This is a genomic window from Saccharopolyspora sp. ID03-671 (genome assembly GCF_045278815.1).
GTDB classification, from domain to species: Bacteria; Actinomycetota; Actinomycetes; order Mycobacteriales; family Pseudonocardiaceae; genus Saccharopolyspora; species Saccharopolyspora ipomoeae.
This window is the reverse complement of the sequence record NZ_CP134054.1, coordinates 5,384,044-5,408,599: the sequence shown is the minus strand read 5'-3', so window position 1 is coordinate 5,408,599 and position 24,556 is coordinate 5,384,044. Positions and strand designations below refer to the sequence as shown.

The 24,556-nt window shown below is 65.7% G+C and carries 25 protein-coding genes; 13 read left to right on the top strand and 12 right to left on the bottom strand.

Features of this window, described 5'->3' with window-relative positions; genetic code table 11:
* Positions 1-40: 40 nt before the first annotated feature.
* The 3 genes from REH65_RS25085 to REH65_RS25075 form a co-directional block, all read right to left on the bottom strand.
* Complete coding sequence (locus REH65_RS25085; RefSeq protein ID WP_406689342.1) at positions 41-1,075, bottom strand: lanthionine synthetase C family protein; 1,035 nt, start codon at positions 1,073-1,075, stop codon at positions 41-43.
* A 41-nt stretch (positions 1,076-1,116) separates the two neighbouring features.
* Entirely contained in the window at positions 1,117-3,015 is a 1,899-nt protein-coding gene (locus REH65_RS25080; RefSeq protein WP_406689341.1) for a lantibiotic dehydratase family protein, read from the bottom strand.
* 200 nt (positions 3,016-3,215) lie between these two features.
* Positions 3,216-3,398: an FxLD family lanthipeptide gene (locus REH65_RS25075; RefSeq protein WP_406689340.1), complete on the bottom strand. Its 183-nt coding sequence runs from the start codon at positions 3,396-3,398 to the stop codon at positions 3,216-3,218.
* A gap of 430 nt (positions 3,399-3,828) precedes the next feature.
* Here REH65_RS25075 and REH65_RS25070 point away from each other — a divergent pair, with 430 nt between their 5' ends.
* A complete protein-coding gene (locus REH65_RS25070) occupies positions 3,829-7,011 on the top strand; it encodes an orotidine 5'-phosphate decarboxylase / HUMPS family protein (RefSeq protein WP_406689339.1) in 3,183 nt (1,060 codons plus the stop codon).
* Positions 7,008-7,484 carry a GNAT family N-acetyltransferase gene (locus tag REH65_RS25065; RefSeq protein ID WP_406689338.1) on the top strand — a complete coding sequence of 159 codons (477 nt, stop codon included), beginning with the start codon at positions 7,008-7,010 and terminating at the stop codon, positions 7,482-7,484. Before REH65_RS25070 ends, REH65_RS25065 begins: the two co-directional genes overlap by 4 nt.
* Positions 7,485-7,530: 46 nt before the next feature.
* Here REH65_RS25065 and REH65_RS25060 read toward each other — a convergent pair whose 3' ends face one another.
* Both REH65_RS25060 and REH65_RS25055 read right to left on the bottom strand, forming a co-directional pair.
* On the bottom strand, positions 7,531-7,953 hold the full coding sequence (locus REH65_RS25060; RefSeq protein ID WP_406689337.1) for a DUF397 domain-containing protein: 423 nt from the start codon (positions 7,951-7,953) through the stop codon (positions 7,531-7,533).
* Between the two features lie 32 nt (positions 7,954-7,985).
* Complete coding sequence (locus REH65_RS25055; protein WP_406689336.1) at positions 7,986-8,864, bottom strand: helix-turn-helix domain-containing protein; 879 nt, start codon at positions 8,862-8,864, stop codon at positions 7,986-7,988.
* An 877-nt stretch (positions 8,865-9,741) separates the two neighbouring features.
* Here REH65_RS25055 and REH65_RS25050 point away from each other — a divergent pair.
* Positions 9,742-10,212 (top strand): hypothetical protein, encoded by a 471-nt coding sequence (locus REH65_RS25050; protein WP_406689335.1) that lies wholly within the window; start codon positions 9,742-9,744, stop codon positions 10,210-10,212.
* A gap of 590 nt (positions 10,213-10,802) precedes the next feature.
* Here the strand turns inward: REH65_RS25050 and REH65_RS25045 are convergent.
* Positions 10,803-11,036 (bottom strand): hypothetical protein, encoded by a 234-nt coding sequence (locus tag REH65_RS25045; RefSeq protein WP_406689334.1) that lies wholly within the window; start codon positions 11,034-11,036, stop codon positions 10,803-10,805.
* 230 nt (positions 11,037-11,266) lie between these two features.
* Here REH65_RS25045 and REH65_RS25040 point away from each other — a divergent pair, with 230 nt between their 5' ends.
* Positions 11,267-11,560: a hypothetical protein gene (locus tag REH65_RS25040; RefSeq protein WP_406689333.1), complete on the top strand. Its 294-nt coding sequence runs from the start codon at positions 11,267-11,269 to the stop codon at positions 11,558-11,560.
* Positions 11,561-11,960: 400 nt separating this feature from the next.
* Here REH65_RS25040 and REH65_RS25035 read toward each other — a convergent pair whose 3' ends face one another.
* Genes REH65_RS25035 through REH65_RS25020 form a run of 4 tightly spaced genes read right to left on the bottom strand, consistent with a single transcriptional unit; the run spans position 11,961 to position 15,288 of the window.
* Positions 11,961-13,148 carry an amidohydrolase family protein gene (locus REH65_RS25035; protein ID WP_406689332.1) on the bottom strand — a complete coding sequence of 396 codons (1,188 nt, stop codon included), beginning with the start codon at positions 13,146-13,148 and terminating at the stop codon, positions 11,961-11,963.
* A gap of 26 nt (positions 13,149-13,174) precedes the next feature.
* A complete protein-coding gene (locus REH65_RS25030) occupies positions 13,175-14,272 on the bottom strand; it encodes an MAB_1171c family putative transporter (RefSeq protein WP_406689331.1) in 1,098 nt (365 codons plus the stop codon).
* Positions 14,269-14,796: a hypothetical protein gene (locus REH65_RS25025; RefSeq protein WP_406689330.1), complete on the bottom strand. Its 528-nt coding sequence runs from the start codon at positions 14,794-14,796 to the stop codon at positions 14,269-14,271. Before REH65_RS25025 ends, REH65_RS25030 begins: the two co-directional genes overlap by 4 nt.
* A gap of 60 nt (positions 14,797-14,856) precedes the next feature.
* Positions 14,857-15,288 carry a helix-turn-helix domain-containing protein gene (locus REH65_RS25020; RefSeq protein WP_406689329.1) on the bottom strand — a complete coding sequence of 144 codons (432 nt, stop codon included), beginning with the start codon at positions 15,286-15,288 and terminating at the stop codon, positions 14,857-14,859.
* A 505-nt stretch (positions 15,289-15,793) separates the two neighbouring features.
* Between REH65_RS25020 and REH65_RS25015 the strand changes: the two genes are divergently transcribed.
* Positions 15,794-16,780, top strand: a complete 987-nt coding sequence (locus REH65_RS25015; protein WP_406689328.1) for a diguanylate cyclase — start codon at positions 15,794-15,796, stop codon at positions 16,778-16,780.
* A gap of 72 nt (positions 16,781-16,852) precedes the next feature.
* Here the strand turns inward: REH65_RS25015 and REH65_RS25010 are convergent, their stop codons facing one another.
* Positions 16,853-17,542 (bottom strand): prepilin peptidase, encoded by a 690-nt coding sequence (locus tag REH65_RS25010; RefSeq protein ID WP_406689327.1) that lies wholly within the window; start codon positions 17,540-17,542, stop codon positions 16,853-16,855.
* Between the two features lie 108 nt (positions 17,543-17,650).
* Between REH65_RS25010 and REH65_RS25005 the strand changes: the two genes are divergently transcribed.
* Positions 17,651-18,151 carry a hypothetical protein gene (locus tag REH65_RS25005; RefSeq protein WP_406689326.1) on the top strand — a complete coding sequence of 167 codons (501 nt, stop codon included), beginning with the start codon at positions 17,651-17,653 and terminating at the stop codon, positions 18,149-18,151.
* Positions 18,152-18,782: 631 nt separating this feature from the next.
* On the opposite strand, the gene REH65_RS25000 is transcribed toward REH65_RS25005, so the two are convergent.
* Positions 18,783-18,974, bottom strand: coding sequence for a hypothetical protein (locus REH65_RS25000; RefSeq protein WP_406689325.1), 192 nt, complete (start codon positions 18,972-18,974; stop codon positions 18,783-18,785).
* A gap of 430 nt (positions 18,975-19,404) precedes the next feature.
* Between REH65_RS25000 and REH65_RS24995 the strand changes: the two genes are divergently transcribed.
* The 7 genes from REH65_RS24995 (at position 19,405) to REH65_RS24965 (ending at position 24,529) form a co-directional block, all read left to right on the top strand.
* On the top strand, positions 19,405-19,974 hold the full coding sequence (locus REH65_RS24995; protein ID WP_406689324.1) for a hypothetical protein: 570 nt from the start codon (positions 19,405-19,407) through the stop codon (positions 19,972-19,974).
* Entirely contained in the window at positions 19,974-20,744 is a 771-nt protein-coding gene (locus REH65_RS24990; RefSeq protein WP_406689323.1) for a chromosome partitioning protein, read from the top strand. Before REH65_RS24995 ends, REH65_RS24990 begins: the two co-directional genes overlap by 1 nt.
* Entirely contained in the window at positions 20,744-22,102 is a 1,359-nt protein-coding gene (locus REH65_RS24985) for a CpaF family protein (RefSeq protein ID WP_406689322.1), read from the top strand. The genes REH65_RS24990 and REH65_RS24985 overlap by 1 nt, the downstream gene beginning before the upstream one ends.
* Before the next feature lie 514 nt (positions 22,103-22,616).
* Positions 22,617-22,988: a type II secretion system F family protein gene (locus REH65_RS24980; protein WP_406689321.1), complete on the top strand. Its 372-nt coding sequence runs from the start codon at positions 22,617-22,619 to the stop codon at positions 22,986-22,988.
* Positions 22,985-23,884, top strand: coding sequence for a type II secretion system F family protein (locus tag REH65_RS24975; RefSeq protein ID WP_406689320.1), 900 nt, complete (start codon positions 22,985-22,987; stop codon positions 23,882-23,884). The genes REH65_RS24980 and REH65_RS24975 overlap by 4 nt, the downstream gene beginning before the upstream one ends.
* Before the next feature lie 22 nt (positions 23,885-23,906).
* Positions 23,907-24,098, top strand: a complete 192-nt coding sequence (locus REH65_RS24970; protein WP_406689319.1) for a hypothetical protein — start codon at positions 23,907-23,909, stop codon at positions 24,096-24,098.
* Positions 24,098-24,529 (top strand): TadE/TadG family type IV pilus assembly protein, encoded by a 432-nt coding sequence (locus REH65_RS24965; protein WP_406689318.1) that lies wholly within the window; start codon positions 24,098-24,100, stop codon positions 24,527-24,529. Before REH65_RS24970 ends, REH65_RS24965 begins: the two co-directional genes overlap by 1 nt.
* Positions 24,530-24,556 lie beyond the last annotated feature (27 nt).

Sequence of the window (24,556 nt, the reverse complement as noted above, 5' to 3'; positions counted from 1 at the left end):
TCTTCCTCGCTCCTGTTCAGCTCATGTGGGGAGAGTCGGGTTAGGTGATCAGCAGTGCTCGGGTCCAGCCGGTCCGGTCGGAGACCTCGGTCGCGAGGAGCGCGCCGGTGCGGCCTTCGAGGAAGCCGGGCTTGTCGAGGGTGTCCAGCTCGTCTGCCAGCCGGCCCTTGAGGTGCTCGATGTGGTCGGCGAAGCGCGTCGGATGGGTGGCGTCGGCGGCGAGCGCGCGGGTGACCGTCAGCAGCCCAGCCCATCCGTGACACAGGGATGCGTCGGTCACCAGGCTGGTGCTTGCGGAGTCGGCGAGGACAGCCACGGCGATCTCCTCCGCGGCGTGGCATGCCGCCTCGTCTCCGGTGGCGAGTGCGGCCAGCTGCAGGCTGCGGGCGATCCCGAGCGCCCCGTAGCACCAGGATGGCCGCGCCGGTACCGAGCCGGGTGCGCATTTCGGTTCGGCGAGCTGGTCACGGGTCATCCAGTAGTAACCGCCGAAACGGCGCAACCAGTCAGCGAACACCTTGATCGCCTCATCACCGCCGGGAGGAGGGACTCCGTGCCGGACGGCGAGGGCCAGCAGCGCCAGCGGCCCGGCGATGCCGTGTGCAACGCCGTGGTTGCTGTGGCCACCGGGCACGGCGGCATCGTGTCCGAGCGTCTCGAGCGACCACCACCCAGGTAGCTCGGCGCCGTCGGCGAACTCGCCCGGGGGGACCGGGTGGGCCAGAGACACCAGATACGCCAATACCTCGGTCAGAAGTGGCGAGGGCTGTGGGCGAGCGAGGAGCAGTGCGCCGAGTCCGGTGAGGCCTCGGATGAGGTCGAATTCCGCCAAACTCGGTTGACGTCGGCTTTCTCGCCGTCGGACGGCGGAGGCCAGGCGGCTGGCCACGAGTCGATCGACCGCCTCATGAACCCCTCGCTCGGTCCGGCCGGCGCGGCCCAGCACGAATTCCAGGGCGGGGGCGCCGTGGAACAGGGACGCATTCGCACCGGCGCTAACCCCGCCGTCGATCGCCTGCCGGAGCAATCGACGCGCGTGCTTGAGGTCGCCACGCTCGATCGGCAGCAGGGCCATTCCTAGGGTGTCTTCGGACAACGCCTGAGTCCGGGGTGAGGTCATCGGTTCGACCTCACGGGCACGACGATGCTGTGTGCGCGGCCATCGATCCAGCCATCGGCGTCCTCGGGCGGAGCGTCGTGCAGAACAGCCACCGGCGAAGTCCGTAGATGGGTACGCAACAGGTCCCGATCCATGTCTCGGCTGAGATCGAGCGGGAGGTGCTGATCGTCAGCGGCCAGCAGCACTCGCTCGCCTACCCCGGCTCGCTTCCGCCAGGCGTGGAGCGCATCCGTCCACTGAGCGGTCGATGCCTTCGATTCGGGTAGCGCAATGGGGCGCAGCAGCCACCGGGCAGCGGTGAGGATGCTGCGTCGGTACCGCAAGGCCGGGGTGAACGGCAGTGTGAACGCCGCTCCCCAGTCGAACCACGTCACCTGTGGCGTGGCGGCTCGGCTGAGCTCGGCGAGGAACCGGGCGATCGGTGGGGTGTAGTTGTTCCACACGAAGTTGATCGCCGTCGGTGCCACCGGTTCGATGCGCTGTCCGGTTGCACCGACCGCGAGATACAGGTGCCCGTCGGAAAGGCCGACGACAAGATCGGCCGGGCGCAGAACCGTCTCGTCGCTGCCGCGGAACTCGCCGACGCTGAGGACGTCGGGCAGGACCTGGGGAGCACGGGTGAGCAAATCGGCATCGCTTCGGCATGAGTGAAACGACAACTGCGCGACCTTGGCTCCAGCTGTGACAGTCGGGAGATCGGCGGGGTATCCAGCCGCTTCCGGCAGGAGGTGCCAGAACCGGCCGGTCATCGACCCAGCCGCTCGCGACACCGTCTGCACGCGTAGCCGGAAACCGCCTCGCTGCAACGCGTCCCGTGAACTGGACTGCACCTGTGCGCACACTTCGAAATGGGGTGCCGAGGTGGTCGGCGGCGGTCCTGCGGAGGCTTCGAGTTCCTCGAGCATCGCGCTGGTGACCTGCACCTCCCGGCGACCTTCGAGCGACGCGGATCCAGCAAGTTCCAGTAGCAGTCGGTCGCGTCGCGTCATCGTCCTCGGAGGCTCAGCGACTGATCCGAAACCCGCGGGAAGCCCCAGCCCGCGGTCAGGGTCGATGACGTGCTCCAGGCTGATCTCGACGCCCTCGCCCCACCGATCGGCGAAGCGCTCAATGTAGTCACACCAAGCCGGTGTGCCCTGCGGATGCCGGGCAAGACGCGCCAGCACAGTCGCCGCGGTCTCCACCTCAACCCCCACCGCCTCTGGCAGACGCACATCCGCGTCCAGCCGGACATCGCACGCATCCTTCCCCGCAGGCTCACTCCCGAGCGAGATCTCGTCAGCGGGCAGAACGCTGGCGGGGTCAACGACGGTGGCCGGAGCCCGTAGTGCCGAGCGCAGTAGCCCCACCCGCAGCAATTCGGCTACCAGCGAGGACCGCCGTTCAGGCGCGGTGTCTGGGAATTCGGCGGCAAGCTTGCCCAGCAACACCTCATGGCTGATCGGAGCTTGAGCTGCATCCAGCACCGCCGCCACAGCGGGAGTCACCGCCAGCGAGAACTCCGAAGCACCTTCGGCGGGAACGTAGACACGGTCGGCGCGCACCTGCGCCAACGGGTTGACCCGTACTTCGACTGTCGCGATCAGCGCAGCATCGGATTCACACGAAGCGATGCGAGCAGCCACCGCGCGCGGCGCAGATCGAGCGACGATCTCGTGGGCGTCGCCGATCTGCACCTGCGCGGTCTCACCGAACTCACAGCGCGCAACCCCTGCGAACAGGCCGAACGGCGTGGCCCGATGTCCATACCGGATGGCGAAGCGGGCGAGTGCAAGAGCGGCCCGCCGAGCCCGTCGCACGTCCGGCGACTGGCCGGCCAACACCGCCTCCACTCGATGCGCCAAATCCGGGCTCGTGCTGCTCACCGCATGCTGGAACTCCTCGTCGGCCCACACCGGCGCCATCCAGGCCTGCCACTGCTCGACCGTGCCGCCCGGTCCCGGCCACTCAGGCAACGGTGGCGCTTTGACATGGGTCGCCGCGCGTAGCAGCGCAGAGCCCGCACGCCGATACGACCGCGCTCGCGACCGCGTCATCACTCACCAACTCCTTGATGCCAGACCAACGAGAACCGGACAGCGCTACTACGGCAGGGCTACGAGGTCGTGCACGCACTCGGGCAGGAGGAACCACACCCGTCCCCCGTGCTGCACATCAACACCGTCTCGGCCGCAGGCGTCCCCTCAATGAGAGTGATGTCGAGGTCAAAGGGGTCACCTCCAGCGTCAAGATCGTTCGTGTCGGTGCTGCTGATGTGCTCAATTGCCGGAGAACTCATCACTTTCCTTTCGCTGGAATGGTGAACTGGACCGTCGAGGAGGACTACGTGAAGCCCTCCTCGACGTAGGAGCGGTCATCACGAGCCGCGGACCTCAGTGCCGGACGGTGTGGACGAGGAGCTCGTCTCAGCGGAGATGACCAGTGGTGGCCGGAGCACGTCAGCGAGCTTGACCAACACATCCGCCAGAAGCGCACGACGCTCTGGAGTGCCACGACCAGCCGGCAGATCGAAAGCCATCGAGTCGATCTCCCACTGCACCTCCCGCAGCAACACGGCGAGCTGAACGTCATCGACATGCCCTCGCTGCGATACAAGGCGACGGAGCAAACTCGGATCAGTTGACGTTCGTTCAGCGCTTGTCAGCTGTGGCATAGGCACATCCCCCGGTAGACGAGCATCGCCGCCTCGTGACGATCACGTCCTCACCGTGCCCGTCACGCAGGACAGACCGGAAGACGGCGACGCACCGGAAGTGATCGGTTCTGATCAGTCACCCCGGCCCGATACTCTGATCACAGCAAATGCCGTGCTGGGAGGAACCTGCGTGACCCGCGATCTGACGTGGAGCCCGCACGAAGTCAAGGTGCTGCGCGAGGTCCAGCACCTCAGTCAACGTTCCTTCGCCGAGCACCTCGGGTTCGCCCAGAGCACCGTCGCGAACTGGGAGAAGGCCACCCGTGACGGCAGCCTGCATCACGAGACCCGAGAAGTGCTCAATCGTGCGCTCGACAATCTTTCCGCCGAACACCGGGAGCGGTTCGACCGCCGATGCTCCATTTCCCCAGGCAAGCTGGGCGTGGGATCGGCAACACGCACCAGGCACGTCATCGACTCGCTCAGCGATGTCGCATCCCCATTGCCCTACTACGTGCCGACGAGCACAGTCGAAGCGTTCCGTTCGTTCCTGTCTTCGGCCGCACGAGTCTTCCTTCTCGCCGGGCCCGCTGGAACAGGGAAAACACAGCTGACCCACCACCTCGCCGACCAGCTCGCGAGCGAGGCTGATCTCCAGCTTTTCGCGGTCAATGAGTGGACCGATGGGCACGTCGACCTGCCCAGCGAGGTTCTCCGCTACGCATCGATACCTCGGGGCCAGGACGCCCTACTCGCCCTCGAAGAGACTTGCGCAGGGCTTTCGCGTCCCTGTGTTGTGGTCATCGACGGCATCGGCAACGACCACGATTTCGCGCTTATCAGTCGCCAGGTCGAAGCGATCCTCCGCCAAGTCACGACCACGCATCTGCGGTTCCTGATTGCGGTACGGACCCCGCTGGCCGTTGAAACGACTGCGTACCCGCTGGTGCACGCAAGCATCTACACTCCAACGAAAAGCCCGCCGGCTCGATACAGCGTTGAACTTGCCCAGTGGACCCCGGCGGAGGCGCGCTCGCTGTGGGACCAGGCTCGAACAGAACAGACGACGCCATACGACCAGCTTCCCCGCGGCATTCAGAATCTTGTCCTGACACCGGTCTACCTGCGGCTCGCCTTGACCGCCTCGCTGCAGACGCCGAAGGGCGACCTCAACGGGTACGCACTTCTTGATCAGTGCGTTCGCACGATCATCGGAAACAGTGACGCCGTCGCCGTCAGATCACTGCTCACCGACCAGGCCTACCACCAGTACCGCGAGGAGCTTCCAGCCACGATGCCCGAGGCCACACCCGGGCTCACGCACGTGAACGCGACTCGGCACGCGGCTCTGCCGGCGGATGTCACGAGGAACATCGCTTGCGAGTGCAACGGCCGGTTCGAGTTCACCCACAACATACTTCGCGAGTTTTTCGTCAGCACAGCCATCGCCGACTACCTGCACGCTCAAGACCGGAGCCTCGCCAGCGTTAGAACGCTCAACGACCTGGCGAAGCGCGCAGCCACCTCAGGTATCGCACGGAACATCATCGAGCTGGTGTTCCAACGACTCGACAACATCGCTCCCGACTTGCTCGGATACGTAGCCACAGCACCGGCCACCGCGGTGGAAACGACGTTGCCGCTGTTGATGGCCGCGGCCGACGGCAGCAGGTTTGCGACCCCGGAATTGCTGCGTCAAGTTGTGCTTCGGGCTGAGCGTGAATCGTCGCTCGACTTGTGCCGCTCCCTACTTCACGTCCGATCCGTCGCCACGGCGCTCGGGTCCGGGCTTGCGGCCTGGCTTGTTGCGCTCCTACGCCGCTTCGGAACTTCCTTGTGGCCCGACATCACCAGCTTCGTCGAGCACACCTTCGGTCTCGCTGAATCCCGCGACTTGGTCGAGGCCACAGACCTGACGGTCGGCGACGAGGCGATCTTCATCGCACGGCACTTCTACCTCTTCGCAATCGCCACGGACATCCTGCAGCTAGACGCGTTTCTCGGTCATTCGAACTGGCGGGTCCGTGCCGCGCTCGCGGAGGGAATCAATGACGATCGTGCTCCGCTGGATGTTTCGACGCACAACGTTCTCGAACGGCTCGTCCACGACCCCGATTACAAGGTCCGCGCAGCCGCGGCGCGCGCTGTTACCCGTTTGGCTGGAACCGCAGCACAGCGCCATGTCGTCGCCCTTCTACACGACGACAATTGGCACGTCCGTGAACTTGTGCTCCGCAGCCTCGATCAACGCGCTGTTCAATACCCAGACGACACACTCGTCCAGACCGCCGTTGCCGCTGCTGATCCCAGCTGGCAACACTGCCCTCAAAATGTCCGGTCCAGCTGGCACAGGCTTCACATCCTGCTCGGCACCGACACCGGGCCCGGACGAAACGATGCCCCCCGTGCACTGCTGACCATCCTCAGAGAAATCCGCACCGGCCATCTAGAGCTCTCGGCAACACGCGTCCACAGCGTCGTGCACAGGGCGCAGCGCAGCGATCACTGGCTCGTCCGTCAAGAAGCAGACCACCTGATCACTGAGATCCAGCAGCAGCGCGCCACCGAGAACTCCTTGCGGAGTCACGAGCGATTCCGCAGGACACGCGACACCCGCGCAGTCCAGATCGCCCTCGACGTCCACGACGTCGATCAGGCAATCGGAATCGCACAAGCCGCGGTCAAGGCCGGAGCGGACTTCGTCGAAATCGGCGACCCCCTGATCAAGGAAGCCGGCGTCAGCGCAATCGAACGGGTCAAGACCGCAGTCCCGGACGCAACGATCGTCGCCGAGATGATGTCCGCAGACTGGGGACGCGACCAGGTACTGCTTGCCGCAGAGGCAGGCGCCGACATCGTCCTACTCATCGGCCCGGCCACCACAGCCAGCGTGAGCGCCGCGGTGGACGCAGGCCAGCGTCTCGGTATCCCGATCCTGCTCGACGCTCCCGCCAACACGACCAGACGATGGGTCATCGACATGGAGCGTGCCGGAGTCGACGGATTCACCATCACCACGAACATCGACGTCGGCATCGGCAGCGCGACCGCATTCGAAACAGCGCAGACACTGCGCTCATGGACACGATTGCCCGTCGCCGTCAGCGGCGGATTCAGCGTCGCCGACCACACCCAACTCGCAACCGCGGACTGGGACATCCTGATCGTGGGCCGCAGCGTGACCGACGCCGTCGACCCGACCACAGCCGCGGCCCGCATCGTCGAACTCGCCCATCAGACCGGAAGGCACGCATGAAAACCCGGCCCCTCAGCCAGAACGACATCCCCGCCATCATCCACCTGATGGAACTCGGTACGCCCTTCGTCCGTCCCCGCACGGAATCCGACTACTGGCTCTACGCCACCCTGTTCTCCGGCACCTGCCCAGTCGCCGTCGACGGTGACGAACTCGTGGGAGCGATCATCGCCTTCCGCAGCCAAGACCACCCCGACGACATCTACATCCAAGACGTCGTCACCCACCCCGAACACCGCCGCCGTGGCATCACCACCGCACTGCTCAACAGCGTCCGAGACGCTGCCGTCAGCTTCAGCTGCTCGCGGTTGTATCTGACATCCGAACCCGAAAACGCACCCGCCCACCACACCTGGACGCGGCGCGGATTCACCAACGTCGCCGGCGACCACACCGTCAACGGCATCTCGGTGATCTCCGACTACAAGGGAGCCGGCAAACACCGAGCCGTCTACGAGCTTCAGCTCGCGTAGAGCACACCGACGGAACTCCACACAACTCTCGGAAAGAGCCAGCAGGTCACACGGCTACGACTTCGGTCGGGACGGTGCCCTGGTCGAATTCACCTCGGACGACACCATGGATGAAGGCGGCTACCTCCACGTCGGTGAAAGCCAGTTCGATCGACCCACCGCGACGACGGAAAGTGTAGTCCTCACAGCGATTAACGATCTCTAAGCACGTGTCGCCGAAGTCGCCTGCTCGAACAGCGCCCAAGTAGCCCGCTTCCCCGGCAGTTCTCACAGCAGCCAGGAAGGCGTCAAACTCCTCGGCGCTGAACACGAGCCTGTGATCGTCGGTCGCGCCGAAGGCGGTCTTGTCGTCGCGCAGCTCGACCCAGTCGCCGTGGCGGGCCACCCGGACGCATGCCTTGTCGGGCTCGCTGCGGGTGGCTTTCCGGAAATCGTGCTCGGCGAACTGCGGCCGTCGGTTGGTGCTCACGTGAGATCTCCCTAGATCGTCGAGTTCATCCGCTATGTCGCGTATTCGCTCGATAGCGCCTTGAGGAAGGCACGGCTTTCGTCGAAACGCAGGGCGGCGTTGGTCAGCCGAGCCCACGCTGATTCGTGGGCATCGAGTGCCCGCTGATCATCGAGATACCGGATGTCGCCCACGCCTTCGGTGTAGGCGACCTCGATGGGGCCGGCCGCTCCGGGAGACGGCACTCGCAGCAGACCGAATCGGGTCCCTATCGGCGAGCGGCGCCCTGGGGCCGCCTTGAACGGCATGACCTGCAGCATCATGTTCGGGCGGTTGGACAGCTCGATGAGATGCTCGATCTGCTCACGCATCAGATCCGCAGAAGCCCATTCGCGACGCAGGCACGACTCGCTCATCACGACCTGGGTCCGGGGTGGCTCCGGCTTGTCCAGAATGTCCTGTCTCGCCATGCGCGCGGCCACTCGATCTTCCACCGTGATGCCGTCGACGGCGGGCTGGTCGGTGTACATGCTTCGCGCGTACGCCTCGGTCTGCAACAAGCCTGGAACGACTTCGACTTCGGCCCAGCGGATCTGATCGGCGTGCTTTTCGAGGTCGATGAGCAGCCTCAGGTCCTCCGAATACGCGCGGTTGTGGCCAGTCGACCAATGTCCACGCTTGTGGTTGTCCCGCCTCAGCTCGCGAAGCACCTCAAGGTATCCCTCGTCGGCGAACCCGAGGTTCCTCGCCAGGCGCTCCAGATCACCGACCGAGATCGTGCCCGCCCCGCTCATCAGCCCAGCGATCCGGCTCTGACTCGACTCGATGAACGCAGCGGCGTCTGACTGGGAGACGCCCGCCTTGAGAACCATGTGCTCGATCTCCTTGCCGAGCAGCAGTTTCTTGGCGGTACGGATCTTGGCCATCGGCATGTGGGCGCCCTCTCTGCAACGTCGTGACAGCCACCGGGCGGGCACCCCTCCTTCCTCGCCCAAAGCTTATCGCTCTGCGCTACTAGCACGGAGGGGTAGCCAAAAGGTGATTATCACGATACCGTCATTGCGAAAGAATCAGTTCGATTCGATCCACGGATAGAGATATAGACGGTAGCAGCATCACCGAGCGAGGTGGCCCCTGACGTGTTCAAGCGAACTCAAGCTCATGAACAGGCAAAACGCGCCCAACGGGCGTCCGTAGCCGTGGGGAGAGCGGCAGCAGTTCTCGCCCCTCGCCGGCCGTTTTCAGCTCCCGACTTCCGTCCACTCACAGTCCAGCCCGGCCGGACCTCCAGCCGGTTCGGGCGCATGAGGGCGGGCGGCGCCGCGTTGAGTGACCTCCCTCCGGGCAACTCCGCGCGCCGCCCGCACCCTCCGAACAGGGGTGATCAGATGACACCGAGCGAACAGCTGTTCTATGCCTGGTTCCTCAGCGGTACCGACAAAACGGACCACGCCGTAACCGACCACGAGTCTGCAGAAGCGATCCGCAACGGCTCCGGCCTGCGCGAAGCGCTGTGCGGCCACCTCGTGGTGCCGAGTTCCCTCACATCTCCACCAGGTCCGCGGTGTCGCAGCTGCCTGCTCGTTGCTCGAGCAGGTGCCAGCCTGTCCAACCCCGATCTCCCTATGGCCGATTCGCGCCGTCGTTCTCGTGCGTCGGCGCTCCTTCGGTGGCTATTCCGTCGTCCTGCCCGATCAGCCGAGTGCACGGTCCGCCCGGCGGGTCAGGCACCCCACGCACAGCCCCTGACTTCGCGACAGGTGTGCAGTACTGCCGCGGCGCGCCACAAGAACGGAACGGAGTAACAACATGACGTCCTCGACCTCCGTCAAGCGCAAGCCCGTGCTCGCCAAGCCCGATCTCGCCGCCGAGGCGAACTTCTTCCTCGAGCACATGGGCTGGCCGGTCAGCATCGATGTCACGCACAAGCGACTTGTGGTGCGCACCGGAGATGCCCTTGACGCGTTCCGCATCCCACGCGCTCTCGCTGAACCGGTTGCCCTCGAACTCTCGTCGAGTCTGATGGCGGGCCCTGTCAGCCGAGACGATGACGATCGATGGTGGACGTTCATCACTGAGCGCCGTCAGCGTGCCAACGTCGAGCTGCTGCACAAGCTGCGCGCTGCCCGCGTGCACGCCACACCGCCTGGCGGGCAACTCGTAGTTCCGCCGGTGACCAATTCCTCGGCCTGGTGGCACTTGCCCCAGCCTGGCCGACCCCTGCCTCCGTGGTCCGCAGTCGTCGGCATAGCCCGCAGGGTCATTGCTCGCAATCGGTAACCCCTGATCGTCCTGTCCGATCCGCCATGCCCCCGTGGCTCCCCGAACGGAACGGCCAGGACCAGCCCGGCGGCCCGTCGCTGCCCCGAACCCGACGGGCCCGTCGCGGCACCTGCGAGTCCGGTGGGCAGACATTGTCCCCGACCACCGTCTGTCCACCGGATTCCAGGTCAGTTCCACATCGCGAACACACACGCCAAGGTCCGGGAGAGCTGTTGTGATCACCGCCGGAATCAGTCTCGCCACCGTCGCCGCCTGCGGCGCACTGGTTCTTCACGACCGGCGTCGGCCGCATCGCAGTCGGTCCTTCCACCGATGGCGACGTGCCCTTGCGGAGCACGGTGTTCCGCCGGATTCCTCACACGATGAAACGAGAGCGAAATGACGACCCTCAACGTCGTTTTCGGAATCCTTGCCGCACTCACGTGGGCCGCCGTCATCGCAGATCTCCCTGCCGTGCGCCGGTTCCGAGCCAAACGGAGAGTCCGACGCACCACCCGTCGAATCTGGCGAAAACACCCGGATGCGCGGCCACGACGTACGAACGAGCGGGAGCACGCGCCGTCATCTATTGATGCAGCTCGGGAGGATCAATGACCTCGCCGATCGTCTTCGCCCGTCTCCGCACGGATACCAGCGAAGCCGGCGCGGCGAACTCGTTGGTGCATGCGTTCGCTGTCCATCATCACGATGACAGAGGTAATCGACGCACCTTCTGCGGCATCGTCATGCACGAGTCGCGTCTGGAACGTGCGGATGCGAACGTCGGTACGGTCTGCAAGCTTTGCTTCGCAGTTGTCCCGAGCGACCAGCTCGCTAGCCATCGAATGGCCGCAGGCCCCGGTCCACTAAGGACTTCCGCAACTGAAGGTGGCCTGTACGCGATCGGTCTCCGCGGCCAGCTCTGGCACATGCTCGCGGCTAATCCAGTGAAGACCAGCTTCGCTGGCCGATACGCAGTGCTCTGCGCTTGCGGCGTCATCGGGTTCCTGACGCGAGCCGTTCCCGCCAACTACTCACCATGCCCAACGTGTCAACCAGAACGGAGAACAACGTGAGCCATAACTACAACTACGTCATGAGACAGTCCGGCCTGGACGGCAACAGCCACATCTTCCGAGCAGAAGGCGAATTCATCCCACCGGTCTGGGTGGAAGTCGCCGAACTTGGCGTAGTCGAGTACCGCGTTCCGCTGTGCGGCCATGCACTGCCCGTCGCAGCCATCATGACTCAAGGGGGAGGAAGACCGTGTCTCTGGTGCACGAAAATCGCAGAAACACCACCACATCCGAAGCACACAGTGGATACACACGAAATCCTGCCGAGGACCGGTCTCGCAGTCACGTGACACATGAGCTACCGGCCCGCCATCGCTGCGACGTAGTCGCGGTGGCGGGCCACTCCTCCGATGTTGGCACCACAGGCCATCCCACGCGTGCACCCCGCCGCTACTTGCGCACAGGGCTGAGCTTTTCCGGCGAGATCTACGAGGGCGGCTACGTCGCGATTTACTCAGGTGAAGTTCTCCCAAGAAATCCAGAAAAGGATTAGGGATCGACCATGTCCGAGTTCGACGACAACTGCGCGGGACGGCATTGCGCAGAGATGATGGAGACTCCTACACGTCCGTTCTTGAGCTTTGAGCGCTCCCTGCTGACGACGCCAACCGACGAGTTCCCAAGAGTGATCGAGACGGAGCCGGCGTGGCCTACCACCGACCCGGACGTCTCCCAATGCTGAAAGGCCCGTCACTCCCCAACAATCAACGTTCCCCGTATCATGACCAAGTCTGGCCCACGCAAGCTGTTGAGGGTTGATCGTGGGTCACCCTTTACTGCGATCAGGTCTGCACTGTATCCAGGCGCGATGGTGCCGACGTCGTTGAGTCCGAGTGCTTTTGCGGCTGTGGTCGTGGCCATCTCGATGATCTCGTCACAGGCGAACCCCAGGTGCTCGTAGAGGCCTAGCGCTTCGGCAAAGCGGGTGAAGTGCGAGCCACGCAGACCCGCGTCAGTACCAGGGATCATGCGGACGCCGAGGTCGCGCATCCAGTGGACGCGGTTGACGATGCGTTCGGCTCGGTCCGGTCCGAGTCGTTCGAGGAAAGCTCGCCAGTGTGGTGGCCAGGCCAGGCATGCGTGGATACCGTGTTCTGCCATGGCCGTAGCGACGTCATCGCGGGTTTCATACCCGCCGCTGCCGGTCATCCACGTGCAGTGCTCGATGGTGCTGGCGCCTGCTTCGACTGCCGCCGCGATCGCTTCGGTACCGTGAGCGTGCGCTGCCACCGGAAGTCCTGCGACGGCGGCCTCTTTGACAGCCAGGCGGAGTTGTTCGGCGGTGAATTGCGAGGCCCACATCGGCGGCGACGCCGGCGTGATCTGCCCTCCCGAGGCCATGATCTTGATCAGGTCCGCGCCACGGTCAGCGGAATCACGGATGTGCTCGCGAACAGCATCGTCGCCGTCGACCTCGCCGCCAAAGAAGTGGCAATGCCCGCCTGGGCTGGTCAGTGGTGCGCCTGCTGCGAGGATGCGGGGGCCGGTGAGGGTGCCGTTCTCGATAGCGTCGCGCAGGTGGAAGACTAGGCCGTCGCGGTCTCCGAGGTCACGCAAGGTTGTGACGCCACTTCGAGCGGCGGCCTGGGCTCGGCCGGTCATGGCCAGTAGTAGGTCAGTGTCGCCGGAGTCGAGGTAGTGCTGCAGCGGCTCGTCGCTGGCGTCTAGTGCGAGGTGCACGTGGCAATTGATCAGTCCTGGTAGCAGGGTGTGCCCTGTGTGCTCATGCAGGATTGCCTCGGTTGAGGCACGTCGGCGGATGTCGTCGATGTTCCCGACGGCCACGATCTCGTGGTCATCGACCAGTACCGCGCCGTTGGGCACGGCTTGACCTGCTGGACCGGTCAGGACCGTGTCCGCCGTGATCAAACGCTGCACGAAAGACCTCCGTCAGGGTTCTAGGTTCACAGTGCCCGGGACAGTGCAAGGAGCTCGTTGACTTCGCCGTCGACCTCGTTGGTGCTGTCGCCGGTTGGCGCGGCAACCAACATTGCCTTCTTCGTGCTCGGCCTGTCGCCCGCGACTTGCCGTTGAACTGCGGTCAGGAACGTCTCGACCTGCTCGTGTGCGGGACGATCGGCGTCGTATCCGGCGTCAGCGAGTTGAGGGCTGAGTTGCACCATCCCGTCACGGATTTCCACAACGCGGCGCCAGAAGCGACGGTGCAACCGCATCGGCATGATCTCGTCTCGGTGGTTGCGCTTGCTGGATTCGAGCTCATCGCTGGGGAAGGCCGTGTGCAGGTGCTGCCACAGCGGGCGGAGGGCGTGGAATTGCCGGCGTCGACGTAGCCAGAGCCTGGCAGATGTCCAGCGGACGGAGAGCCCGACGGAGCAGACCCCGAGAACGAAAAGCAGGATTCCCAGCGGAACCAGCAAGTTGACGACGGTCTCGATCCGAGCCGGTATGTTGCCGCCCGACCAGCGGATGACGACGAAGACGGCTCGGATTGCTGCTGCCGTGGCCAGGCACGAGAAACCCACGGCGGCGACTCGGAATCCCAATCGAGCGCGTGGTGCCGACTCTTTTGCGTACTGGATGGCCCAGTAGGCCGTTCGACTTGCGGCGTATGCGAAGTAGCAAGAGCCGACGAGAAAAAAGATGGCTACGCCGTGCACGGTCATCTCCGCGGGCAGCCGCCCTGTCTGCGAGGACACCGCTTCTCGTACTGGCTCGGGGACCGTGGCCATGGCGACCGTCATCACGACCGAGGTGACTGTGAGTACGACCGCTTCGCCCCAGGCTTTGCGTACCGCCCCGTGGCCGACTGCCGAGAACAGGAAGAACAACATCAAGCAGAACCACGAGGCGTTGAGCGCGAGGTTGTAGATCAGTTTGCTCACGCTTTCGGAGAAGACATCGCTGATCCCGATCAGGGTTCCGAACACGCGGAGCAAGATCCACGCTACGACGGCCCGCAGTGCGAGGTCGCCGGGTTCTCGAAGTAGCCGGTATGTGAACCATGCCAGCGCCAGCAACAGGGCAACGGTCACGGGGCTCATAGCCAGTCCTGCCGATCACCGAGGGAGCGCTGCGCTCGGCGGGCGCGCACCGACTTTCCCGGGCTGGCGACCGCACTCACGACCGCGGCGCGTTCGAGCAGGAGGGTCGCGACCGTTTCGGCGTCGCGTTCCTGCTCTGTGTCGTAATGCGTCCGGCGCAGTGCCCGGCGAAGAAGATCCGGTGGGACGTCTGGCAGCAGGTTGGTCCACACCGCGTCGTCGCCGTCATCAGAGTCATGTCCTGAGAGAAGATGTCCCAACTCGTGCGCGATGATGTGCTGTTGATGCAGCACCGTCGTTTCCAGCTGATAGAGGATGTAGTCGGAACTGGGCGTCCGAAACCACAACCCGAAGGGGCCAGGGGCTTCGAAGGGAACTGCGCGGAGCCGAATTGTTAGCCCGCGATGAGCGCCTAGCCTCTGGCACACCTCCGCCATGTCGACCGGATGGCTAATGTCCAGAGTGGAGAGCTCCGCACGTAGCTGTCGGCGAAGCCTTCGCTCCCGCCCTTTCAACGTGAACATGCCTTCACCTCCGATCGGTCGACCAACCATGACGGCAGCTAACGCGCTCGCGCTATCGATTCACTCGGACGTGTGCTCATCGTCCTTGGTGCGGTGCTCTTCGAACTCCATGTACCGCAGCACGTTCCGCAAGCCTTCCGGCGTCAGGTTCTGAGCTCGGAAGGCCAGTTCCCGCACGTTGTTGTCGCCCAGCTTCGCGAGGACCTCGTACTGGGTATTGAGCTCGCGGCCACGCGCGGAGTTTGCGAAGTAGTCCAACGGCACGTCGAAGAACTCGGCAAGCGCTTCGACGACCGCGTACCCAGGCTCGCTCTCCCCCTTGAGTAGCTGGTAGAGGTACGACGGCGAGATCTTGCGCCCTCGCTGCGTGAGCGCTTCTGAGACCGCCCGCGGCGTATAGGCCTCACCGGTTTCGGAGCGAACGCTCTTGAAGAGGCGATTCAATTTGATCGCAAACGCCTCATGTGGCGATTCGCCGCCCTCGGCTTCCATGATCACACCTCCTCCGAGCGGTAGCCGTTCCACTATAACGGAACAGAACCGTTCGGGCGCAATCGTCAGTCTGTTCTAGTTGACGCCGATTCCGTCGCTGTTTACATTCGAGCCATCGAGTCCGCTATAACGGAATCGACCAGGCTCGCCACCCCTGAACTGGGAAAACAAGATCAAGGGGATCCGAGCCAGCCCTTCCCTCGAGGGCTTGATCTCTTCAACATCAATTCCCATCCGGGGGCGACATGCGAAGGAATCCACAGGGCATCCGGAACCAATCGGAACCGGAAATGGTGCTCAAGATCCACCACCCAGGGCCCATTGGCGGCGCGAAAACGATCATTTGTTGACAGAGGTTGTCAACGTGTCAATTCTCGCCAGCGACGCCCTCCTGGACCCACAGTGGACACACCAGCAGCGAAGAACCGACCCCGGTCTTCTTCGTCGAAATCAGTTGGCCGTTTCGAACAACCAGATGGCTCACCCACGCCGTCAGGAGGACGCCATGGTCATCGAAGATCCGAAACCCTGCCCGTTGTGCCAGCGCCGTTCCATGGACAAACTCACCGGCCTCGCCGACCGGTGGGGGTGGGAGTCGAAGGCTCCCGAGTTGCTGCGAGGCGCTGACCAAGCTGCACTGCTGCTGATCGACGTCGATCGGTTCAAGCAGATCAACGACGTCTGGGGGCATCAAGCGGGTGACCAGGCCCTGGTCAGGACAGCCCAAATCGTCCGTGCCGCGGTCGACGACGCGCTCGTCGGCCGATACGGCAGCTACGGCGGCGATGAGTTTCTCGTCGTGCTACCAGCGGACAGTGATCACGCAGTACAGGTCGCGGGGACGATCCGCGCCAGAGTACGAGCGATGGCGATGACCGTGACCTCGACGTCAGGCGAGCATGCGACGTTGGCAGGAGTGACGGTTTCGGTAGGCGTGGCAGTACGTGGCCCTACAGACGGATGGGATCTACCTAGCCTGATCTCGTCGGCAGACGGCGCCTTGCAGCAGGCCAAGCGCAATGGGCGCAATCGGGTATGCGTCGCAAACCATCCCGTAGCCGCGTCAACTGCATCGCCTCCGGTCCCTGCGGCACGGCCGTGCTCCCTCGCACTCAACGGGCATGAGCAACAACATCTGATCGAGGTCTGCCGCGTCATGCGCGGGCGCTGGACGCCAGATGTGCTGATGGCGCTGTGGTCCGGGCCGCACTGCTACGACGAGCTCCTTGACCGCCTTCGCAACGCCTCCACCTCTAACGGTGCGCTGGAACGCGATCACCGCATTCCAGCGAGCACCCTCGTTCGCACGCTTCGCCGTCTCGACCGCAGCGGCCTCATTCGGTGCACCGGAGCTGGACGCGCGGCGCGCTACGAACTCAGTCCCTTGGCTCACGACTTGGCAGATGCCGTTGTTCCAGAGGCCTCGTTGCCGAGCCAGCAGCGTACGCACTTTCGCGACCGCGTTGAACGCTCCTTGGCACAGGCCGGCTGAACATCATTCACCGCACTCCAGCAGCCCCAGATCATTCCCCCGAATTAAGGAGTCTCCATGCCCTGCCGTGGATCAGCCGGTCATGACACCGTCATCGCCAACGAGCAGCAGCGCGGCAATGGCCGCGGCGATGAGACAAGGTCCCAAAGGCACAGTCGAGCGCGGTCGGCCGAAGATTCGCACGCCGACATGAATCAGTGCCGCGGTAAACCACCCTACGAACAACCCGCTCAGCAACGCTGGCCAGCTGAACCAGGCAAGTACAGCGGCCCACGGCGCGGCCAGTTTGACGTCCCCTCCGCCCAAACCGCTGGGGACCAGTACGTAGATCAATGCGAAGAACAAGAGGCATCCTGCCGCTCCCGCGCCGGCTCGCAACAACGGCTCCAGATCAGCGGTCAGCAGTGCACCTGCCACAGCAACACCGCCGACCAGAGCGGTCATGATCGCGATCAGGCGGTTAGGCAATCGCTGGGTGAAGGCGTCTTCCCAGGCCAGAGGCACCGCGGCGACAGCGAAGGCCGCAGCCACGGCGATATTGACTGGAGCGTGGAGTCGCCAGATCAGCAACCAGAGCACGCCGAAGGCGATCGCGAACTGGGCGGTAACCGATTTTCGGCGATCTCGCTGCCGCGTTGGCGGCGTTCCCGCCAGGCTGATAAGCACGCTGAGGAGTCCGCCGAGGCTTGCCCACAGCAATGTCACCAGCGCCGCGTGGAGCACGATGTCCCCCTCATAGACCATGGCTCCGGACGTGATCAAGCGTCAATGGTCCTGGTACCGCCTGCAACCGCAGCATGCTGGCGAGGCCGCCGGATACCTCGTGGCGTCGGCATTGCCTCTGTCGCAACGGTCGTTCTTCTCCCACTGATGGTGGGCTGCGAGCAAGCGGCGGACGCGCCTGCTCCTGCAACCGATGAGGTCGTGTCTCCCCCGGCCACGACCTCATCGCCCGCCGATCGCGCCGCTGCCCGAGCTCGGGAGGTCTACCTGCAGATGTGGCAGGCCATGGCCCGGGCCGCAGAAACCTCAGATTGGCGCTCACCCGCGCTGGCCGAGTTTGCGACGGGCGATGCGCTGACCACGCTGAGCCGCAGCTTGTATGCCGACCATGTCAACAAGCTCGTGACGCGCGGGCGTCCAGCGAATCACCCAACGGTGTCCTCCCTCGCACCGCCCGGTGATCCGCGCACCGTGATGCTCTCCGACTGCGGAGATTCAGCGAATTGGCTCAAGTACCGGAGCGGTACCGATCAGTTGGCTGACGAGACCGGCGGTGGACGTCGATCCATCACCGCGGAGGTGGTCACGCAGCCTGATGGCAGCTGGCGGGTGTCCCGGTTTTCCGTGCAGGGGGTGGGGACATGTTAGGTAGAACCACCCTGGTCATCACCGCGGTCTCCGCATTCCTGATGGCCGGTGCAGGCACGGCGCTGGCAGGTGACGGATGGGGCAATGTCGAGTGTGGCCAGACCGACTACGCCGGCTGCCAGCTCGGCGCCGGAAGCGGCGGTGAACCCAGTGCCCCGTCGAAGCCGAACCAGCCTGGTTCCGGCAGCGGATCCGAGGACGACGGTGGCGAGGCTTCGCAGGACTCGTCTCCGAAGCCTCCGCAAGGAGACGTGATCGCTGGGGATCGGCCTCCGCTGGCCGACTGCCACTACGCACCCAGCGACTACCAACCACCGAGCCAGGGCACGACTCCCATCTCCTTCGAGGACTCGGGCGGCGGTGCGGTCACCGTCAGGCCAGCCGTGCACCGCTCCCGCATCGCCCCGGCTTCACCACGACCGGCCCAGCAGCAGCCGCGACCGTCGGGACAGTGGTACGTGTTTCAGTGCTCCGGTGAAGGATGGGCTGATGGGCTCTACCGGCCCCCGGTGTGGATCCCGGATGGTCAGCAGCCGGGTCCGTCTCCGGAGCAGCTCGCGCAACAGGCATACAGCCAGTTGCGGTTGCCCTCTCCGCAGATCCAGGCATCTCCTGCCGACACGCAGCTGGTTCAGTTGCCGACGTGGCTGTGGCTGGATCGTGGGCAGTGGCAACCCCAGACCGCCACGGCCTCGGTGCCGGGTGTCTCGGTGACGGCGACCGCCTCCCCGAGCTCGGTGCGGTGGTCGATGGGTGATGGCTCGACGGTGAGCTGTCCAGGTCCGGGAACACCGTTCCCGCCGAACACCGATCCCCGCGCCACCTCGCCGGACTGTGGCCACACATACCGGCAGAGTTCCCAGGCACATCAGAGCCACGCGTATCCGATCGAGGCAACGGTGACGTGGACGGTCACCTGGTCGGGGCCCACCGGAGGCGGGACGCTGCCGGACCTCATGACCACGTCTACCGCGTCGTTCGAGGTGGCCGAGTCACAAGCGTTGAACAACGCTCCCAACTAGCAACAGATCATCCACTATAGACAAACAAAACTTCGAAACTACCTATTTTCACCCTGTTCTGCGGAATTGCGGTGCAGGTACCGCCATGTTTGGAGACGCCTTATGGCTACTTCTACTACGACGTCCTCCGAGACACAGAGCCCGTCGCGATCCTGGGCCGGACGCAGACCCGCCGACACCTCCCGCCTGGCCCACGGGCCCCGGCGGCGTGTGCCTTACCTGGTGCTCGGTGTGTTGCTGGTCGTGATCTGTGTGGCGGGGTCGGTGATCACTGTGCTGCAGGTGGGCAAGCGGGAACCGGTGCTGAGCCTGGCGCATCCGGTGCAGGTCGGCCAGGTCCTGGCTCCGTCGGACCTGCGAGAGGTCACCGTGTCCGCGGATGCTGGGTCCGATCTCGTGTTGGCGAGCCAGTCCTCCAGCGTGCTGGGGCGTCCGATGGCGTATGCGCTGCCCGCCGGCACGTTTCTGACTCGTGCTGTTCTCGGACGCCCACAGGTGCCTGCGGCGGGGCAGGCGATCGTGGCGGTGGCGGCCAAACCCGGGCAAATGCCGCCGCAGCTGGCACGCGGGACCGCAGTGTCGGTGATCGTCTCTCCTGGCGCGCAGGGCAGCGGTTCGGCTTCGCAGGGCGGGTTCTCTGGTGGCCCGTGGCCGGCGGTGGTCGTCGGTGTTGAGCCTGCGGGCAGTGACCAATCGACAGTGGTGTCGCTGCAGTTGCCCGCCGCTAGTGCGCGACAGGTCGCCGCGGTGCCACCCGGTGAGTTGTCGCTGGTCGCGGTCGCGGCAGGAGGTGGTCAGTGATGTTGATCGGACTGTGCTCGGTGAAGGGCTCGCCTGGCGTGACGACCGCGGCGTTGGCGATGGCCGCGCGGTGGCCTGTTGGCGAGGCGAGCGTGTTGGAGGCCGATCCGTCTGGCGGTGATCTCAGTGCCCGGTTCTGCCTGCCGACCTCGCCGGGGTTGGTGTCGCTGGCCGCGGCAGCCCGACGCCAGACCGCGGCCGACGTGGTGGCCGACCACGTTCAGCGGTTGACCGGTGGGCTGCCGGTCGTGGTGGGACCGGTCTCTGCCGAGCAGGCGCGAGCGGCGCTGTCAGCTTTGACCTCCCGTGGTCGTCCGGTGTTGCAGGCCGTTGCCGGTGCCCCGGACTCGACGGTGTTGGTGGATGCGGGACGGTTGGAGCCGTCCTCGCCTGCGTTGCCGCTGGTTCGAGGTGCCGATGCGCTGGTGGTCATGGCGCGACCTCTGGCCGACGAGCTGTCGCATCTGGCATCGCTGCTCAAGTCGATGGCGTCCTGGGCTCGCACGCCGGGGTTGGTGCTCGTCGGCGAGGGCTACAGCAACCGGGACACGGAACGAGAGCTGGGTGTTCCGGTCATGGCCAGACTCCCCCACGACCGTTCGGGCGCGTCGATGCTGTCGGGACACCCACGGGGCCGCACACCCGATCGCTCCGCGCTGGGGCAGGCCTCTGCGCGGCTTGCCCGCACGGTGATCGACCACATCCAGGCCCACCGCACCAGTGATGCCGAGGCCGCGGTGCGGGCCACGACCAACGGGCAGGTGTTGTGATGACCAGCGCAGAGCACGACACGGTGCACGAAACCCACCCCGCCGCTTCGGCATTGCGGGCCCGGGTGCGCACCGCGGTCTCGGAAGGACTGGCCGAACGCATCCGGCACGACGAACAAGCCGGACGACCCGCACCAGACCAGGAAGACCGGCGCAGTCTGGCCGAACAACTGGCTGCCGACGCCGCAGACGCCTACGCCCACGAAGAGCTGACCCGCGCGAGCGGGGCCGGGCTGGTGTCCGACGAGGTCGAGCGTCAGGTTGTCGCCTCGGTGTTGGACGAGGTGTTCGGCATGGGCGGCCTGCAGCCGCTGCTGGCCAATCCTGAGGTCGAAAACATCAACGTCAACGGCGCCGATCGTGTCTTCGTGCGCTACGCCGATGGGCGACGCGCCCAACTGCCGCCGGTCGCCGACTCCGACGAGGATCTGATCGGCCTGGTGCGCTCGCTGGCGGCACGCTCCGGGGTGGAGGAGCGCCGGTTCGACCGGGGCTCTCCCGGGGTGAACGTGGAGCTGCCGGACGGGTCGCGGATGTTCGCGGTCATGGCCGTGACCGGCCGACCCTCGGTGTCCATCCGCCGGCACCGGTTCCAACAGGCCACCCTCGCCCAGCTCCGCTCGCTGGGCACGATCGATGCCGGGCTGGAAGCGCTGCTGGCCGCGATGGTGCGCGCCCGGTTCAACGTGCTCGTCGTCGGCGGCACCGCGATCGGGAAAACGACGATGCTAAGGGCGTTGGCCTCGGCGATTCCGCCAGCTGAGCGGCTGATCACCATCGAGGACAACTTCGAACTCGGCCTGGACCGCGACCCGGCCCACCCGGATGTGATCGCGATGCAGGCCCGCGAAGCCAACGTCGAGGGCGAGGGGGCGATCTCGCAGGCCGAGCTGGTGCGGTGGGCGCTGCGAATGTCCCCGGACCGGGTCATCGTCGGCGAGGTCCGCGGCGCCGAACTCGTGCCCATGGCCAACGCGATGTCACAGGGCAACGACGGCTCGATGGCCACCCTGCACGCCTCCACCTCCCGCGGGGCGTTCACCAAACTGGCCACCTACGCCGCCCAAAGCCCCGAACGGCTCGGGTTGGAGGCGACCAACCTGCTGGTGGCCTCCGCGTTGCATTTCGTGGTGCACCTGGCCGAAGCCCGCGACGACAAGTCCCGGGTGGTCTCCTCGATCCGCGAAGTCGTCGATGCCGACGACAAACAGATCATCTCCAACGAGGTCTACCGCCCCGATGCCACTGGTCGCGCGGTGCCCGGAGTGCCGCTGCGCACCGACACGGTGGAGCGGCTCGCCGAGACCGGGTTCGACGCGGGCGTGCTGGAGCGCGGCGAAGGGTGGTGGCGGCCATGACCACCTCTGCCCTCCTGGCCGCGCTGTGCGGGCTCGGCATGGCCCTCGGAGCGCTGCTGCTCATCGGCGGTCTCCGCGGGCACATCCCCGAGCCACCCCCCGCGCCGTCGCGATGGCGAGAACGCGTTCGTCACCTCCGGGATGGGGCCTCGGCGCGACGCCCGGTGATCAGCCTTGCCGCCGGCGTGCTGAGTGTCCTTGTCACGGGCTGGGTGATCGCAGGTGTGCTGGCCGCCGCGGCCGTGTGGTCGCTGCCGCAGGTGCTGGGACGGGACACCGAGCAGGCCCGACGGGTCGCCCGGATCGAAGCGATCGCGGCCTGGACCGAAATGCTGCGCGACACCCTTTCTGCGGCAGCAGGTTTGGAACAAGCGATCCAAGCCACGGTCGATACGGCACCGGCCGCGATTCGCGACGACGTGCGCGAGTTGGTGATGCGCATTGAGCGGGGCGACAAGCTCCCTGGCGCGCTGGAGGGACTGGCTTCCGATCTGTCGGACCCACGGGTGATCTGGTGGTCTCCGCGTTGGTGCTGGCGTGTCAGCGCCAGGCCCGCCAGCTCGCCGATCTGCTCGGCGAGCTGGCAATCGAGGCCCGCGAACAGGTGTCCATGCGGCTGCGGGTCGAAGCCGGCCGAGCGCGCACCCGCACGAGCGTGCGCGTCATCGTCGCGACCACGCTGTGCTTCGCGGCCGGTCTCGTCCTCCTCAACCGCGGCTATCTCGACCCCTACGACGGCGTTTTCGGGCAGACCATGCTCCTGGCCGTCGGGGCGCTGTTCGCCGTCGCGTTCGCCTGGCTCGCTCGCATCGCCCGCATGCAGGAGCCCGAACGCTTCCTCACCCGCCCCACTGCTGCTGGGGCACGCACGGAGGTGCCCTCGTGATCACCACCATCGTTGTTCTGGCCGCCGGGTTCGGCGTTGGCGTCTGGGCGCTGGTGGTGTGGCTGCTGCCTCCGGCGCCGTCTCTGGCCAGCGCTCTGGCAGCCAGCCGCGCACCGCAACCGCGCAAGCCCACGATCACCGACACCGAAGCTGGTGGGTGGGCTGCCCGCTGGGGCCGCCCCGCGGTGCGCCCCTTGGCCGCACTGGGCCTGCCCACCGCCCGCCAGCAGCGGGATCTGCTCGTGCTCGGACGCGCGCCCGAAGCGCTCTTGGCGGAAAAGGGTGTGCTCGCGCTCGCGGGTGTGCTGCTGCCCAATCTGCTCCCACTGCTGTTGTGGGCGATCGGTGTGCCCCTGCCGTGGCAGGTTCCCGCCGTGGCCGGTCTCGCCTGTGGGATCGGCGGGTTCTTCCTTCCTGACCTGGATTTGCGGCACCAAGCCCAGCGCAAGCGCACCGCGTTTCGCCACGCGCTCGGCGCCTACCTGAACCTCGTGCGGGTGTCCCTGGCAGGAGGTGCCGGGGTCGACGGCGCGCTCACCGACGCCGCCGAGATCGGCCAAGGGTGGTCCTTCGCCCGGATCCGGCGTGCGCTGACCACAGCACGCATGACCCGGGCGACGCCGTGGGAGACGTTGCGCCAACTCGGCGAGGAGCTGGAGGTGCGCGAACTGATCGAGCTGTCGTCCTCGGTGTCACTGGCCGGCACCGAAGGCGCGAAAGTGCGCGCCTCCCTGGCGGCCAAGGCCGCTGCCATGCGCACCCACGAACTCACCGAAGCCGAAGGCCAGGCGCAAGCCGCCACCGAGCGGATGTCGCTGCCGGTGATCTGCCTGTTCGCCGGGTTCTTGCTGTTCACCGCCTACCCAGCCGTAGCCACGGTGCTCGGCTCCCTGTGAATCACGAAATGAGGAACCGCTGATGCTGACCTACATCGCCTGCGCCATCGCCACCACCCGGGCACGCATCGCCGACATCCGCTCTGACGAGCGCGGGTATTCCACCGAAACCGTTCTGGTCACCGCGTTGCTGGTCGCCGGGGCCATCGCCGTGCTCGCGATCATCGTCGCCGCGGTCACCCGCAAGGCCAACGAGATCGGGGGCAGCATGTGATGGCCACACACCACGCCCACCCGCTTCGCGCACGGATACGGCGATGTCGGCGCGACGAACGGGGATCGGTCACCGCCGAGCTGGTGCTGGCCGTCCCGGCGTTGCTGCTGCTGATTCTGCTGATCGCGCAGTTCGCGATCTGGGCGCACGCCACCCACATCGCTCAAGCCGCCGCCTCACAGGCACTGTCAGCCGCACGTGTGCACCGAGCCAGCAGCGCCAATGGCCACGCCGAAGCCTCCTCGGTGCTCAGTCAGCTCGGTGCCGGACCGCTCAAGAACCCACACGCCGCCGTGAACCGAGGGCCACAGCAGTCCACTGTGGATATCACTGGGGAGGCTGCGGCGGTGGTGCCGTTCCTGGACTTGCCGGTGCGGGGCCGCGCGGCCGGGCCGAGTGAACGGTTCGTCACCCCGGGAGGAAACGAATGACACCCCTGCGGTTGAAGCGCGACGAAC